14 protein-coding genes are annotated in these 15,066 nt (G+C 41.4%); 12 read left to right on the plus strand and 2 right to left on the minus strand.

The genetic code is table 11. The annotated features are described in order from the left end of the window. Positions 1 to 3: 3 nt before the first annotated feature. The 6 genes from ilvN (at position 4) to BLV54_RS01260 (ending at position 5,701) form a co-directional block, all read left to right on the plus strand. Complete coding sequence (gene ilvN / locus BLV54_RS01235) at positions 4 to 495, plus strand: acetolactate synthase small subunit (protein ID WP_090566593.1); 492 nt, start codon at positions 4 to 6, stop codon at positions 493 to 495. A gap of 108 nt (positions 496 to 603) precedes the next feature. Further along, positions 604 to 1,620: a ketol-acid reductoisomerase gene (gene ilvC, locus BLV54_RS01240; RefSeq protein WP_090566596.1), complete on the plus strand. Its 1,017-nt coding sequence runs from the start codon at positions 604 to 606 to the stop codon at positions 1,618 to 1,620. A 106-nt stretch (positions 1,621 to 1,726) separates the two neighbouring features. Further along, positions 1,727 to 2,374 carry a phosphatidylserine decarboxylase gene (locus tag BLV54_RS01245; protein ID WP_090566599.1) on the plus strand — a complete coding sequence of 216 codons (648 nt, stop codon included), beginning with the start codon at positions 1,727 to 1,729 and terminating at the stop codon, positions 2,372 to 2,374. 254 nt (positions 2,375 to 2,628) lie between these two features. After that, positions 2,629 to 3,414, plus strand: a complete 786-nt coding sequence (gene pssA, locus BLV54_RS01250; RefSeq protein WP_090566601.1) for a CDP-diacylglycerol--serine O-phosphatidyltransferase — start codon at positions 2,629 to 2,631, stop codon at positions 3,412 to 3,414. 243 nt (positions 3,415 to 3,657) lie between these two features. Beyond that, on the plus strand, positions 3,658 to 5,190 hold the full coding sequence (locus tag BLV54_RS01255; protein ID WP_090566604.1) for a 2-isopropylmalate synthase: 1,533 nt from the start codon (positions 3,658 to 3,660) through the stop codon (positions 5,188 to 5,190). A gap of 37 nt (positions 5,191 to 5,227) precedes the next feature. After that, a complete protein-coding gene (locus BLV54_RS01260; protein ID WP_371113267.1) occupies positions 5,228 to 5,701 on the plus strand; it encodes a TlpA family protein disulfide reductase in 474 nt (157 codons plus the stop codon). Positions 5,702 to 5,709: 8 nt separating this feature from the next. On the opposite strand, the gene BLV54_RS01265 is transcribed toward BLV54_RS01260, so the two are convergent. Further along, complete coding sequence (locus BLV54_RS01265) at positions 5,710 to 6,315, minus strand: lytic transglycosylase domain-containing protein (protein ID WP_090566610.1); 606 nt, start codon at positions 6,313 to 6,315, stop codon at positions 5,710 to 5,712. Beyond that, positions 6,303 to 8,012 (minus strand): proline--tRNA ligase, encoded by a 1,710-nt coding sequence (locus tag BLV54_RS01270; protein ID WP_090566613.1) that lies wholly within the window; start codon positions 8,010 to 8,012, stop codon positions 6,303 to 6,305. Before BLV54_RS01270 ends, BLV54_RS01265 begins: the two co-directional genes overlap by 13 nt. A gap of 245 nt (positions 8,013 to 8,257) precedes the next feature. Between BLV54_RS01270 and BLV54_RS01275 the strand changes: the two genes are divergently transcribed. From BLV54_RS01275 to hflK, 6 genes are all read left to right on the plus strand, one after another. Then, the gene (locus BLV54_RS01275) at positions 8,258 to 8,821 is read left to right on the plus strand and encodes an RNA pyrophosphohydrolase (protein ID WP_090566686.1); all 564 of its coding nucleotides are present in this window, start codon (positions 8,258 to 8,260) and stop codon (positions 8,819 to 8,821) included. 146 nt (positions 8,822 to 8,967) lie between these two features. Then, entirely contained in the window at positions 8,968 to 9,966 is a 999-nt protein-coding gene (locus tag BLV54_RS01280) for a cytochrome-c peroxidase (RefSeq protein WP_090566616.1), read from the plus strand. A gap of 719 nt (positions 9,967 to 10,685) precedes the next feature. Beyond that, positions 10,686 to 12,197 (plus strand): threonine ammonia-lyase, biosynthetic, encoded by a 1,512-nt coding sequence (ilvA, locus tag BLV54_RS01285; protein WP_090566619.1) that lies wholly within the window; start codon positions 10,686 to 10,688, stop codon positions 12,195 to 12,197. A 260-nt stretch (positions 12,198 to 12,457) separates the two neighbouring features. Beyond that, positions 12,458 to 12,703 (plus strand): RNA chaperone Hfq, encoded by a 246-nt coding sequence (hfq, locus tag BLV54_RS01290; protein ID WP_090566622.1) that lies wholly within the window; start codon positions 12,458 to 12,460, stop codon positions 12,701 to 12,703. Continuing rightward, positions 12,696 to 13,907 carry a GTPase HflX gene (gene hflX, locus BLV54_RS01295; protein WP_090566625.1) on the plus strand — a complete coding sequence of 404 codons (1,212 nt, stop codon included), beginning with the start codon at positions 12,696 to 12,698 and terminating at the stop codon, positions 13,905 to 13,907. Before hfq ends, hflX begins: the two co-directional genes overlap by 8 nt. Continuing rightward, positions 13,894 to 15,066 carry an FtsH protease activity modulator HflK gene (gene hflK, locus BLV54_RS01300; protein WP_090566627.1) on the plus strand — a complete coding sequence of 391 codons (1,173 nt, stop codon included), beginning with the start codon at positions 13,894 to 13,896 and terminating at the stop codon, positions 15,064 to 15,066. Before hflX ends, hflK begins: the two co-directional genes overlap by 14 nt.

A 15,066-nucleotide genomic window follows, 5' to 3' on the forward strand; every position in this document is an offset into this window, starting at 1 on the left:
GAAATGCGACATATTATCTCTTTATTGATGGAAAATGAGGCCGGTGCTCTGTCTCGAGTAGCAGGCTTATTTTCGGCACGAGGTTATAACATTGAGTCACTCAATGTAGCGCCGACTGAAGATCCAACTTTGTCTCGTATGACATTGGTCACAATAGGCTCGGATGAAGTTATTGAACAAATTACTAAGCAACTGAATAAATTAATTGAGGTTGTCAAAATAGTTGATTTGAGCGAAGGAGATCATATCGAGCGAGAGCTTATGCTGGTGAAAATAAAAGCCATTGGAGATGATCGTGAAGAAATGAAACGATTGGCAGATATTTTTCGCGGCAATATTATTGACGTAACAGACAAGTCATACACCATAGAGTTGACAGGTACAAGCTCAAAACTCGATGCATTTCTTGAAACAATAGAGCGAAATATGATTCTAGAGACTATCCGAACTGGTGCTTCCGGTTTAGGTCGTGGAGAGCGGATCTTGAAGGTATAACAGATTGATTCGATAAAGATAACTAACTGATCCTATGCAGTATTAGTTACTAAAATTTTGTTTTGATATTTTTTGCGCCAGCTGGGTATATATTATTAAAGGAGCATAATGAAAGTTTATTACGATAAAGATGCCGATTTGTCTCTAATTAAAAAAAAGAAAGTAACGATAGTCGGCTATGGATCCCAAGGACATGCACATGCTAACAATTTGCGTGATTCCGGTGTCAAGGTTACAGTAGGTTTGCGTAAGGGTGGAGCATCTTGGGAAAAGGCAAAAAAAGCTGGTTTTACAGTAAAAGAAATTGCTTCCTCAATTAAGGATGCAGATGTGGTGATGTTGCTGCTTCCAGATGAGCAAATTGCTGCTATCTATCAATCAGAGATCGAGGCAGGTTTAAAAAATAATGCAACGCTAGCATTTGCTCATGGTTTTAATATTCATTATGGACAAGTGACTCCCCGTGAAGATCTTGATGTCATTATGATTGCGCCTAAGGGACCTGGACATCTTGTACGCTCAACATATACTCAAGGCGGGGGAGTGCCTTCACTTATTGCGATTCATCAAGACAAGTCAGGGCATGCACGCGATTTAGCTCTATCCTATGCAGCTGCTAATGGTGGTACACGCGGCGGCGTGATTGAAACAACTTTCCGTGAAGAAACAGAGACAGATTTATTTGGTGAGCAAGTAGTATTGTGTGGCGGTCTTACTGCATTAATTCAAACTGGTTTTGAGACATTGGTAGAAGCTGGCTATGCACCCGAAATGGCTTACTTTGAGTGTCTCCATGAAGTAAAACTGATTGTGGATTTAATCTACGAGGGTGGCATAGCTAATATGCGCTATTCTATTTCTAATAATGCTGAATATGGGGATATTTCGCGTGGTCCTCGTATAATTACTGAAGAAACTCGTGCAGAAATGCGCAAGATTTTGCGTGAAATTCAGACAGGTCAGTATGCACGGGAATTTATACTGGAGAACCATGCGGGAGCGCCTATGTTGAAATCTAGTCGTCGCCTTGCAGCTGAGCACTCGATTGAAACAACCGGCGCAAAATTGCGCGATATGATGCCTTGGATCAAGAAAAATAAATTAGTCGATCAAGGAAAGAATTAGTGAGGAATTAATCTGCACATTTTTGTCTAAAATTATTTAAAATACTTCGCATTTTTAACCCGATATTTCCACTAAATATCGGGCTAATCTTCTATATAAGTTACTCATGTCACCTTATCCGCATCCTATCATTGCCCGCGAAGGTTGGGTTCATATCACCGTAGCGTTTCTAATTTCTTTATTTGTCCACCTATTTTTAGGCTGGTTGTGGGCATTACCTTTCTGGTTAATTGCACTGTTCGTCTTGCAGTTTTTTCGTGATCCCCCGCGTATTATTCCGTTGCAGGCTAATGCTATATTAGCCCCTGCAGATGGTCGGATTGTGGCTGTCGAGAAAACACAGGATCCTTTTCTTAATCGTGAGGCGATTAAAGTAAGTGTATTCATGAATGTATTTAATGTTCATTCCAATCGTAGCCCTGTTGATGGTGAAGTAAAAGACCGTTGGTATTTTCCGGGTAAATTTATTAATGCTAGCTTACCGAAGGCCTCATTAGAAAATGAACGTAATGCTCTCTGGATAAAAACAGGTAGAGGTCTTGATGTTACTTGTGTGCAGATTGCGGGGTTGATTGCGAAACGCATTATATGTCATGCCAAACCTGGGGATCATCTTTCGCGTGGACAGCGGTTTGGATTTATTCGTTTTGGTTCAAGAGTAGATGTTTATCTTCCTACAGATACTAAAATCAATGTCAATATTGGTGACAAAGTCTATGCGACACTAACGATATTAGCTGAGTTACGCAGTTAGCCAAATTTGCTTATTATTATTGTGTAACATGCTTATCATTGCTGTGTAACAGTTTGTTGGGAGGATAATATTATTGAGACCTCTGCATAACTGGCTTTTTGGATAGTTTAGTATTTTTAAGTGATTGATTTTATGAGTAATACATACGCAGAAAAACTCTAAAAACACAGTTATGCAGAGGTTTCTTATTTCCTGTTTTTTGCTATTTATTTTTCTATATCCCATCCTTGGTTTTTATGTAGTTCATACTGAAAATGCATGAACCAAACTCAGTGCGCTTTGTGCTTAAGTCCCGCTTACGACGCAGAGGAATTTATCTATTGCCGAATTTATTTACCACAGCGGCATTGTTTGCGGGTTTCTTTGCGATCGTGCAGGCGATGAATGGTAACTACGAGCATTCTGCAATAGCTGTTTTCATTGCGATGGTGTTGGATGGTTTGGATGGACGAGTGGCGCGTCTAACTCATACTCAAAGTGAATTTGGCGCAGAGTATGACAGTTTGTCGGATATGGTTTCTTTTGGGGTTGCCCCTGCACTCGTAGCATATGAGTGGGCACTAAAAGATATGGGTAAATTGGGGTGGATAGCGGCGTTTATTTATTGCGCTTGTGCCGCATTACGGTTGGCACGTTTTAACACCAACATAGAAGTAGTCGATAAGCGTTTCTTCCAGGGATTGCCTAGTCCTGCAGCGGCTGCCCTGATTGCTGGATTGGTATGGGTAGCATTGGACTTTCAAATACAAGGTGTGGATATCAAGTGGCTGGTATGGGCAATCACATTGTTTGCTGGACTTACCATGGTTAGTAACTTGCCTTACTATAGCGGTAAAGAATTCAATCTGCGTAGACGGGTACCTTTTTTCTCAATTTTATTATTATTATTATTCTTTTTTGTATTGATACCGAGTCATCCGCCTGTTGTGTTATTTGGTCTGTTTTCTCTATATGCTTTATCAGGTTATTTCATGAAGCTATGGCGGCTTGGTAAAAGTAAAAAGAGCGATGAAACACAAAATCAGAATATGACGCAGTGATCTTGCTATTGCAGAAATGTTGAAAATATTTTATATTTTTACTATGGTTAAGTTAATAGATAATTCTCCAGCTTCTCTATACTTCTCTTCTTTGGCCTTGCTACACTTAAGAGGCTACCTGCTGCGCCGTGGGCGCTAAAATTCAATACTTTATTTCGATCTCTTGTTGATAATCTAAAAAATTCGTAACCCGAATTTTTAATCTTTGTTTTGTAATTTAGATTGCATTCGATGGAGAAAATGATGCGCGATCATTTGATTATTTTTGATACAACCTTACGTGATGGGGAGCAAAGTCCCGGCGCTTCCATGACAAAAGAAGAGAAGGTGCGTATTGCTCGACAACTTGAGCGTATGGGTGTAGATGTCATTGAGGCAGGATTCCCGGCAGCTTCTAATGGGGATTTTGAAGCAGTCAAGGCAGTGGCCGATACGATTAAGGATAGTGTGGTTTGTGGACTTGCGCGCGCTATCGAAGCCGATGTAAACCGCGCTGGTGAAGCTTTGTGTGGTGCTAATGCGGCGCGCATTCACACTTTTATTGCTACCTCACCCATACACATGAAGAATAAGTTGCGCATGTCTCCGGAGCAAGTAATCGAACAAGCGGTGAAAGCTATAAAATGGGCGCGTCGATATACAGACAACGTTGAATTTTCTCCAGAGGATGCCGGTCGTTCCGAAATTAGTTTTCTTTGCCGTGTTTTGGAAGCGGTGATCGATGCAGGAGCTAAGACACTGAATATTCCAGATACGGTGGGATATACTATGCCAGATCAGTTTGGTCAACTTATTCGAACATTGCGTGAACGTATTCCTAATTCAGATAAAGTGGTTTTTTCAGTTCATTGCCACAATGATTTAGGATTGGCAGTAGCTAATTCATTATCAGCGGTCATAAATGGTGCGAGGCAAGTAGAATGTACCATTAATGGATTGGGTGAGCGTGCTGGAAATGCTGCTCTTGAAGAAGTTGTAATGGCCGTCCGTACACGGCAGGATTTTTTTTCATGTGATACCCGCATAGATACAACACATATCGTACCCGCCAGTAAATTGGTTTCAGGAATCACTGGTTTCCCAGTTCAACCTAATAAAGCTATTGTTGGAGCAAATGCTTTTGCCCATGAATCTGGAATTCATCAAGATGGTGTACTCAAACATCGTGAAACTTATGAAATTATGCGTGCGGAAGATGTGGGCTGGGGAGCCAATAAGTTGTTGCTGGGTAAACATTCTGGCCGTAACGCGCTTCGCAGTCGCTTGAAGGAGCTTGGAATTGAACTTGAATCAGAAGAAATGCTAAATACTATGTTTATGCGCTTCAAGGATTTGGCGGATAAAAAGCATGAAATTTTTGATGAAGATTTGCACGCACTGGTCTCGGATGAGGTACAGATTCCTGAAGAGCATTATCGATTGCTTTCACTTATTGCACATAGTGAAACAGGCGAGCCCCCCTTTGCTCGGGTAGTGATTGCTGCCGGGAATAATGAGCTGCATGCCGAGTCTGAAGGGAGCGGCCCAGTTGACGCAACCTATCGTGCGATTGAAAAGATTTTGAATAGTGGTGCCGAACTACAATTATTTTCGGTGAATAATATTACCAGTGGAACAGATGCACAAGGTGAGGTGACTGTCAGATTGCAGAAGTCCGGCAGAATCGTAAATGGTCATGGAGCAGATACAGATATTGTAGTTGCTTCTGCTAAAGCTTATCTCAGCGCATTCAATAAACTGTATAGCAAGCTTGAGAAAGCCCATCCGCAGGTCTGATGAAATGAAACGCTTTTTCCCTTGCTTATTTCTTTTATTGAATTTCCTATCTTTTTATATTCAGGCAGAAGAATTCCAGTTCAGATTTGAGGATAGCAAGGGAAAAATACATCAATTAAGCGATTATAGAGGAAAGTGGGTGCTGGTAAATTTCTGGGCAACCTGGTGTCCTCCCTGTTTGGAGGAAATTCCCGATCTGATCTCGCTTTATGAAGAGCGGAATGATGTCATGATCATTGGCATCGCAATGGATTATGCAGATACGGAAACTGTAATAAAATTTACTGAAGCAATGTCTGTTCCTTATCCGATCGTTTTCGGTAACAGAGAGATTGCTTCGCAGCTTGATGAGCTATCGATGCTGCCAAGTACCTATTTATTTGACCCTACTGGTAAACCAGCAGCACGAAAGATTGGATTACTTACACGAGAGGATATTGAAAAATTCATACAGAATTATTTAGGAAGCACGAGTCCATCGAAGGCAGCTGATCCCCTTCATGCTGAGTAGAAATTTTGCTAATTCTGTGCTAACCCTTGGGTTATAGGGTAGTGCCAATATTTGTGCCACGCATTAAATACAAGCTCTGGATAAGTTGCTTGTCCTAGACTTCCGTTGTATCTTCCGAGAGCACGAAAATAATTACCTCTCTCAATATCAAGGTAGTGACGTAGAATCGTGCATCCATAACGTAAATTGACCCGTAAATGGAAGAGATTATGCTCTTTGCTGCCAATGGCATCAACCCAGAAGGGCATGATTTGCATATAGCCGCGCGCACCTGCGGTTGATATAGCATATTTTCTGAAACCGCTTTCGACCTGAATAATACTCAACACTAATTGTGGATCGAGCCCTGCACGGGTGGCCTCGTAATGAACCGTAGTGAGGAAGTTGTCGCGCTCGTTTTGATCGGGCATGTGCTTTTTTAATTGTTCAGACATGGTAGTAAGCCAAGCCTTACTTTCTGCCTCAGGCAGTGTAATAAAATGCGAAATAGCCTGATCGCTTACAGCCCTTTGTAATACTGTTCTGGTACTGGCGGACAAAGGTTCATGCATTTGGGCGCCTGCCTGAGCAATTGGCGGAGTAAGAATTACAACAAAGCCAATCAGTTTCCACATATCTTTGAAATGACAAATGAAGTAATCTCCTTCAGAGGGATCATTTGAGATTTTTCATCACGTCGTCCACGATATTCTATCGTGGCATCTTTTAGGCCTCGCTCGCTGATAACGATTCTATGGGGAATGCCTATTAATTCCATGTCAGCAAACATTACACCAGGACGTTCATCACGATCATCTATAATGACTTCAATATGGGCTGCTGAAAGTTCGTGAGACAGCCTTTCGGTCTCAGCTTGTACTTGTGGATTTTTTTTCAGACCGATCGGGATAATAGCAAGTTGGAAGGGAGCAATCGCAAGGGGAAATATGATGCCGTGCTCATCATGATTCTGCTCAATGGCTGCTGCTACAATGCGCGACACCCCGATGCCATAGCATCCCATTTCCATTACGTTTGTTTGCCCGGATTCATCCAGGTAGGTAGCCTTCATTTTCTCAGAATATTTTGTGCGTAATTGAAAAATGTGACCCACCTCAATACCCCGACAAATTTCCAGTGTTCCCTTACCATCTGGTGATAGATCCTCCGCCACGACATTGCGGATATCAAAAATATGATCAGGTAATTTCAAGTCACGTTCAAAATTGACATGAGTGAAATGAAAACCTTCCTCATTTGCGCCGCAGACGAAATCACTCATTTCCATAACAGCTTTGTCAGCGATGACGCATTTTTCTAATCCAATAGGCCCGATATAGCCAGGACGGGATCCGGTTTCAGCTAGAATTCTTTCTTCACTTGCCAATTCGAAATTGCTTAAAAATGGGATTTTTCTGACTTTTGTTTCATTTAGCTGATGGTCACCACGTAGCAGCAAGAGATAAAAATGATCATCTGCGGTAATAGCCAGTGTTTTTACGGTTTTCTGTATGGGAATACCAAGAAAATTTGCAACTTCTTCACAGGTTTTTTGATCAGGTGTTGAAATTTTTTGCTTTACACCATCTGGTGCTTCGCGAGCTTTTCCAGAAGAAATGGCCTCGGCCAATTCAATGTTGGCTGCATAATCCGAGTTGGGACAGAAAACAATCGCATCTTCACCTGAATCTGCCAGTACATGGAACTCATGTGAACTGCTACCACCCATCGCGCCAGTGTCAGCTGCCACAGCCCGAAAATTCAGACCGATACGGGTAAATATGCGGCTATACGTGTCATGCATCAGACGATAGGTTTGCTCCAGACTTTTTAGGTCAACATGAAATGAGTAGGCGTCTTTCATTATAAATTCACGCGCTCTCATGACGCCAAAACGAGGGCGAATTTCATCGCGAAATTTGGTTTGGATCTGATAAAAATTTAGAGGTAGTTGGCGATAGCTTTTGATTTCCCTGCGTGCTATATCGGTGATAACTTCTTCGTGAGTTGGACCAAAACAATAATTGTGTTGGTGTCTATCCTGGATTTTCAACATTTGTGGCCCGAATAATTCCCAGCGGGCAGTTTCTTGCCAGAGTTCTGCGGGCTGAACTGCGGGCATTAAAAGCTCAATCGCACTACTTTTGTTCATTTCCTCGCGAATAATGAACTCGATTTTTCGCAGAACCTTCAAACCCAAAGGCATCCAGGTATAAAGGCCACTGCCAAGGCGTTTGATGAGACCAGCCCGGAGCATCAGTTTATGGCTGATCAATTCGGCTTCTGTAGGAGCTTCTTTGAGCGTTGAAATAAAGAATTGAGAAACACGCATGGGGTATTGATTCCGTATGTTTTATCGTTATATTAAAAATAAGAAAGAGTAATTTTACCCTGAAAAAGTTGGGTTACCTATGCGGTTTAAACTCACTGTGACTATCATATCCAGTTTTAAGAAAGGGAGAGATGAAAAATTAAAGGAAGGTATATCCTGATTTTTTGTTTTATGATGACTTTTAATCTAGGAAAAAGTATGGAAAAATGGCTAGTAATTGACGTCTCAAATGACGGATGAATCAAATGATAGACCGTAACGGATATCGTCCTAATGTTGGAATTATTCTACTGAATTCGAAAAATGAAGTTTTCTGGGGGAAACGTGTCAAGCAGGATTCTTGGCAATTTCCTCAGGGGGGCATTAAATCAGGTGAAACCCCAACACAGGCGATGTATCGAGAATTAACTGAAGAGGTAGGGCTACAACCCTATCACGTAGAAATTTTGGGGCGCACTCGGGAGTGGCTACGTTATGACGTACCAGAATGCTGGATAAGGCGTGAATGGCGCAGAAGCTACAAGGGTCAGAAACAGATTTGGTTTTTGCTACGCTTACTTGGGCGTGATACCGATGTATCGCTCAGAAAAAGTCCACACCCTGAATTTGATGCATGGCGGTGGAATCGATATTGGGTGGAGCTTGACTCAGTTGTCGAATTTAAGCGTCAAGTCTATCGGCAGGCGCTTATAGAGCTATCTCACTTGCTTAATTGTGATATTGGACAAGGTTGTGATTACGGTTATGTAGAAGGCGATCAAATTATTTCGAAGACTGCTGCTGCTTCTGTGAAAAGGCAGAAAAAATGAGTTTTTGCCAGTGATATAAAAGTAGATGACCTAAAATGAACTAAGTAAATTACAACCAGCTATTTTTAATGAATTTTATTTTGAGAGAGTACATTCAGGCGTAACCGGCTGCGCCATTACAGCCGTGTTTTTTTAGGAGATTCTCAATGATGATGCGTAAGCTAACTGCCTCGCTATTATCGATTGGTGTAATGTTTATGTCCGGGCATGTTTTTGCTGCTAACGAGCCGATACAGCCCATTAAACCGGTAAAACCAGAAAATGCCGAAATGGTTGAGCTTGGGAAGATGTTATTTTTTGATACCCGATTGTCAAAATCTGGTTTTATTTCCTGTAATTCCTGCCACAATTTGGGCATGGGAGGTACTGATAACATTAAAACTTCCATTGGCCATAAATGGCAACAAGGTCCGATCAATGCACCTACTGTGCTGAATGCGAGCATGAATCTGGCGCAGTTTTGGGATGGACGTGCAAAGGATCTCAAAGAACAGGCCGGCGGACCCATTGCTAATCCTGGCGAGATGGCTTCCACTCATGAAATGGCGGTAAAAGTGATTAACTCTATGCCTCAATATCAGCAACAATTTAAGAAGGCTTTTGGTTCGGAGGGAGTTGATATAGATCGAATTACTACCGCGATTGCAACCTTTGAGGAAACTTTGGTTACACCGGATTCTCGTTTTGATAAATGGCTCGAAGGTGATAAAGGTGCGCTGACTAAGGAAGAATTGGATGGATACACATTATTCAAGAGTGCAGGTTGTGCAAAATGTCACAACGGTCCGGCAGTTGGTGGAAATTCATTTGAAAAAATGGGTGTTTATAAACCTTATGAAACAAAAAGTGCTGCAATAGGTCGCATGGATGTGACAGGTAAGGAAGAAGATCGTTTTGTATTTAAGGCGCCTACATTACGAAATGTAGAAATGACATACCCTTATTTCCATGATGGTGGTGCTGCAACGCTAGAAGAAGCGGTAAATACTATGGGCAAGATCCAAGTTAATCGCGAGTTCAGCAAAGAAGAAATTGCCAATATTGTGGCCTTCTTGAAAACACTGACTGGTAAACAACCTGATTTCAAATTACCTATTTTGCCACCTTCTAATAATGCAACCCCAAGACCTCAGCCATTTGAATAAATGGTCTTAAAGAATGCGCTTGGATTAGAAATAATCTGGAATTTTTGAAATACCTTCTGATTCACCCAGGCTCATGATGATCTGGGTGAATTTGTAAGGAATTTTTATTTTCCAGCATTACAGTGAGTAGTTCTTCATCCTTTAATTTAAAAATTTCAAAAAAATATATTGTGTTGAGTTTGAATTTTCAGTTTATTTCTCATCAATAAAAGTTTATTTTTTGTATTTAGAATGACTTTAACTGCCTAAAGTAAATTTTGAGGATGATTCTGGTAATCGAATTAGCGTTGTTGATGTCGCAACAAACATAGTGTTAGTCCAATGCTATTCCTTAGCGTATAATTATTTAAAAGTCACACCTTAGGTAATTTGATGTATTTTATTTGTCTTTCAAGTAAGTCAACAATTTTGTCAGTAGTTACTCTTTGCATGTAGCTTGTTGATCAGTCTCATTCTTGGTAAGACGTGTCAGCGTGTCAAGTATGAGGGGGTTACGTTATGAAATCTTCAGTTTTTATAGCATTTTCACTTTCTCGTTCTAGTAGAATTTCCTGACTTTGGCATGTATCAACAATTAGTGGTGATATTGCTTCATTTTTCATTTAAATAATTATGAGATTTTGCCTCTTACCGATTGCAATTCATTTAGCATGATAGAATCTGCACATCTTGTAAATCCATACTCTTAACTTTGTTTACCATTTCCAAAGCGTAATCTTATGAGGAATGATTATCTCGAAAGAGTGCTTACCGCCCGTGTTTATGATGTCGCTATAGAAACACCACTAGAGGAGGCAGTTAATCTTTCAGCACGCATTCATAACCAAGTATTTTTGAAACGAGAAGACATGCAGCGAGTATTCTCGTTTAAGCTGCGTGGCGCTTACAATAAAATGGCAAAGTTATCCTCTGCCATGCTCAAACGTGGTGTGATTGCCGCTTCGGCTGGTAATCATGCACAAGGTGTAGCATTAGCTGCTCAGAAATTGGACTGTTCTGCTACGATTGTGATGCCAGTGACGACTCCCCAGATCAAAATCAATGCAGTGATGGCACTTGGCGCCACGGTGTTACTCTATGGTGATTCATATAATGATGCATATGAACATGCCTTAGAGCTTACGCAGCAAGAAGATGCTACTTTTGTTCATCCTTATGATGACCCGGATGTAATAGCAGGGCAGGGGACAATTGGTATGGAGATTTTACGCCAGCATGGAGTAGGAATTCACGCCATATTCGTGCCGGTAGGAGGAGGAGGACTTATTTCCGGGGTTGCCGCCTATGTAAAAAGACTATACCCGGAAATCAAGATTATCGGAGTCGAGCCAGTTGATTCAGATGCTATGTATCGTTCGTTACAGAAAGGGCATCGCGTTAAACTTTCGCAAGTAGGATTATTTGCTGATGGTGTGGCAGTTAGACATGTTGGTAAGGAAACTTTTCGTCTGTGTAAAGAGTTGGTTGATGAGATTATTCTAGTGGATACGGACGCTATTTGTGCGGCTATTAAAGACGTATTTGAAGATACCCGTGCCATTCTTGAGCCCTCTGGAGCGCTCTCTGTTGCTGGGCTAAAGGCCTATGTTGAACGTGAAAAATTACTTCATAAAAAACTCGTAGCGATAGCGTCAGGTGCCAACATGAATTTTGATCGTTTACGTCATGTCTCTGAACGTGCAGAGCTAGGAGAGCAACGTGAAGCACTGATGGCGGTTAGGATTCCTGAAGAGCCTGGTAGTTTCAAGAAATTTTGTGCCTTGTTAGGGACAAGGAGTATTACTGAATTTAATTATCGCTATGCAGATCCTAAAGAAGCGCATGTATTTGTTGGGGTTTCGGTTCATAATCGTGAAGAAGCACTTAATCTGATCGGGAGTCTGGAAGCAAGTGGATTGCGTACCGAAGATATGAGCGGCAATGAAATGGCAAAGTTGCATATTCGTTATATGGTAGGAGGGCGTTCCAGGGATGTCAAGAATGAGATTCTCTATCGTTTTGAATTTCCTGATAGGCCAGGTGCTTTAATGAATTTTCTTAATAATATGAGCCATCTTTGGAATATCAGCTTGTTTCATTATCGCAACCATGGGGATGATTTTGGGCGTGTATTGGTAGGAATGGAGGTGCCACCCGGTGAAAAAACTGATTTTAAAAATTTTCTTGACAATCTTGGATATAGATATTGGGATGAAAGCAATAACCCAGCATATAGGCTGTTCTTAGGATAAATGCCTAAATTCTGATAAGCTTGGTCCTCATTTGCACTAACACTAACTTTATTTGCCTTTGCCAAACTCAGCATTTAAATTTTTTTCAAATATACCCCTTGCATTTGTTAATATCCGGTTGCAATATCTTATTCTACTATTTGTATATTTCGATGGTAATCCTGTTGGGCGAATGTGGCCAACTTAGAAAAATAAAGTAGAGTCTCTTATCTAATAATTAAAATTAGGGATGATTAGAAACAAAACAGGGAGGGTTGTTCATGAGTGCTAAGGGGCAGTTGTTGCAAGATCCATTTTTAAATATTCTACGGAAGGAACATATTCCGGTATCTATTTATTTGGTCAATGGTATTAAATTGCAAGGACATATTGATTCATTTGATCAATACGTTGTGCTATTAAAAAATTCAGTTACACAAATGGTATATAAACACGCGATCTCTACAGTAGTTCCAGCCAGGGCTGTTACTTTCCCAATTGAAACACCAGTTTTACGTGATGATTGATCACACAGAGCTAATAACAGATAAGAATAACACTGCTATCTTAGTGGGTCTCAATCTAGGCGATAGTGATAAAGAAAGCTTGGAAGAATTGCGTCAGCTTGCTATGAGTGATCAGCTCATAGTTTTAGCTGTCGTGGAAGGAAAGCGCTCACGGCCTGATCCTGCAACTTTTGTTGGCGGTGGTAAATTGGATGAAATCTATCAAATTTTGAGTCGGACTAGCGCATCACTGGTAATATTCAATCATGATCTTTCTCCGATACAACAGCGAAATCTAACTGAGCGGCTTCAGTGTCGTGTTATTGATCGTACAAGTTTAATTCTTGATATTTTTGCGCAGCGTGCTAAAAGCCGTGAAGGTAAATTGCAGGTTGAACTTGCTCAGTTAGAACATCTTGCATCACGATTAGTACGAGGGTGGACGCACTTGGAGCGACAAAAAGGTGGGATAGGTTTACGCGGTCCAGGTGAAACGCAGCTTGAAACAGATCGACGGTTACTTACCAAGAGAGTTAAATTTCTGAGAGAGAAACTCATAGAGCTTCAACGCCAGCGAGAAATCCAGCGACGGGCGAGGCAGCGTACCAAGGTGATGTCTGTATCTATTGTTGGTTATACTAATGCAGGTAAGTCAACTCTGTTCAATAGTCTAACCCGTTCTCAGGCATATGCAGCTGATCAATTGTTTGCTACGCTAGATACGACGACACGTAGATTATTTATTCCAAACTGCGGGGGGCTGGTTATTTCAGATACGGTTGGATTTATTCGTGCACTGCCTCACACTTTGGTTGCTGCATTTCGCGCTACGTTAGAAGAGACAGTACAAGCTGATATACTTTTACATGTAGTTGATGCGGCTGATTCATCCCGTAATGAGCACATTGCAGAAGTAAATAAACTGCTTAAAGAAATTGGAGCAGAAACCATTCCACAAATTTTGGTATTGAATAAAATCGATCGTGCCGAATCAAGCAGGACTGCAGATTATAAGCGGGATGAGTATGGTAGAATAATGTCTATTCAGCTAAGTGCTAAGACCGGCGATGGGCTAGAATTTGTTAGATTGGCCCTGGCAGAAGCGATTGCGCAGAATTCTGTAGACTTAAGAGAGAGCTTCTTGGAAGCTGGGAGAGTGAACGATAGCAGTGCTACACCTTTTTTAGAACGAGAGGAAGGATTAAATTATCATGGGATTAAATGATCCTCAATGGGGAAAAAGAAAAGGCAATTCTAACCCTCCAGATCTGGATGATGTGCTGCGTAATGTCAGCAAAAAAATTAATGAGCTTTTTGGCCGAAAGGGCGATGGTGGTGAGGGTCCTGGAGGAGAGGGTCCAAAAAGACAAATTAGTGGTAATATCATGGTCATCATCTTCTTGCTGCTAGTTGTTTGGGCTGCCAGCGGTTTTTACATTGTAGATGAGGGTCAGCGCGGTGTCGTGCTTCGCTTCGGTAAGCATGTTGATACTACTCAAGCGGGGTTGCGTTGGCATATGCCTTACCCGATTGAGAAAGTGGAAACTGTTAACGTTAGCCAAGTGCGCACGATAGAAATTGGTTATCGGAATAATGTCAGAAGCAAAGTGCTGAAAGAGTCGTTGATGTTGACCGATGATGAAAACATTATTGATATTCAGTTTGCTGTCCAATACATTTTAAATAATCCTGAGAACTTCTTGTTTAATAATCGTGATCCAGACAATGCCGTGTTGCAAATCGCCGAAACGGCGATTCGTGAAGTTATCGGAAAAAGCAAAATGGATTTTGTATTGTACGAGGGGCGCGAGGAAGTAGCCGCCAGGGCAACACAAATAATGCAAACTATTCTGGATCGTTATCAGATAGGTATTACTATCAGTAGAGTAACGATGCAGAATGCGCAACCACCAGAACAGGTGCAGGCATCATTCGATGATGCGGTTAAGGCCGGACAAGATAGAGAGCGGCAACGTAATGAAGGTCAGGCTTATGCCAACGATGTGATTCCTAGAGCAAGAGGTGCTGCGGCACGTTTATTGGAAGAGGCGAGTGGATATCAGCAGCGTGTTATTTCAAGCGCGGAAGGTGATGTCAGTCGTTTCGATAAGATTCTCGTCGAATATAGTAAAGCACCGACCGTGACGCGTGATCGTCTATATTTAGATATGATGCAACAGGTTCTTTCCAATACGAGTAAAATTCTGATTGATCAAAAAAGTGGTAGTAACTTGTTGTATTTACCATTGGATAAATTGATTCAAAGGGATGGGGTCGTTTCGAAACCGCCCATGACAATGCCCACGCCAACAGCTCCAGAAGTTCCTGATGTGAGCGCGCGCACACGTGAATCATTTCGCAGTCGTGAACGAGAGGTAAGATAA

Source organism: Nitrosomonas sp. Nm33 (assembly GCF_900107265.1).
Lineage (GTDB): Bacteria > Pseudomonadota > Gammaproteobacteria > Burkholderiales > Nitrosomonadaceae > Nitrosomonas.

What these genes read in the sequence shown, in the direction of transcription:
- ilvN (WP_090566593.1), top strand. Translation starts at nt 4, where the DNA reads ATGCGACATATTATCTCTTTATTGATGGAAAATGAGGCCGGTGCTCTG.
- ilvC (WP_090566596.1), top strand. Translation starts at nt 604, where the DNA reads ATGAAAGTTTATTACGATAAAGATGCCGATTTGTCTCTAATTAAAAAA.
- BLV54_RS01245 (WP_090566599.1), top strand. Translation starts at nt 1,727, where the DNA reads ATGTCACCTTATCCGCATCCTATCATTGCCCGCGAAGGTTGGGTTCAT.
- pssA (WP_090566601.1), top strand. Translation starts at nt 2,629, where the DNA reads ATGCATGAACCAAACTCAGTGCGCTTTGTGCTTAAGTCCCGCTTACGA.
- BLV54_RS01255 (WP_090566604.1), top strand. Translation starts at nt 3,658, where the DNA reads ATGCGCGATCATTTGATTATTTTTGATACAACCTTACGTGATGGGGAG.
- BLV54_RS01265 (WP_090566610.1), bottom strand. Translation starts at nt 6,315, where the DNA reads ATGTGGAAACTGATTGGCTTTGTTGTAATTCTTACTCCGCCAATTGCT.
- BLV54_RS01270 (WP_090566613.1), bottom strand. Translation starts at nt 8,012, where the DNA reads ATGCGTGTTTCTCAATTCTTTATTTCAACGCTCAAAGAAGCTCCTACA.
- BLV54_RS01275 (WP_090566686.1), top strand. Translation starts at nt 8,258, where the DNA reads ATGATAGACCGTAACGGATATCGTCCTAATGTTGGAATTATTCTACTG.
- BLV54_RS01280 (WP_090566616.1), top strand. Translation starts at nt 8,968, where the DNA reads ATGATGATGCGTAAGCTAACTGCCTCGCTATTATCGATTGGTGTAATG.
- ilvA (WP_090566619.1), top strand. Translation starts at nt 10,686, where the DNA reads ATGAGGAATGATTATCTCGAAAGAGTGCTTACCGCCCGTGTTTATGAT.
- hfq (WP_090566622.1), top strand. Translation starts at nt 12,458, where the DNA reads ATGAGTGCTAAGGGGCAGTTGTTGCAAGATCCATTTTTAAATATTCTA.
- hflX (WP_090566625.1), top strand. Translation starts at nt 12,696, where the DNA reads ATGATTGATCACACAGAGCTAATAACAGATAAGAATAACACTGCTATC.
- hflK (WP_090566627.1), top strand. Translation starts at nt 13,894, where the DNA reads ATGGGATTAAATGATCCTCAATGGGGAAAAAGAAAAGGCAATTCTAAC.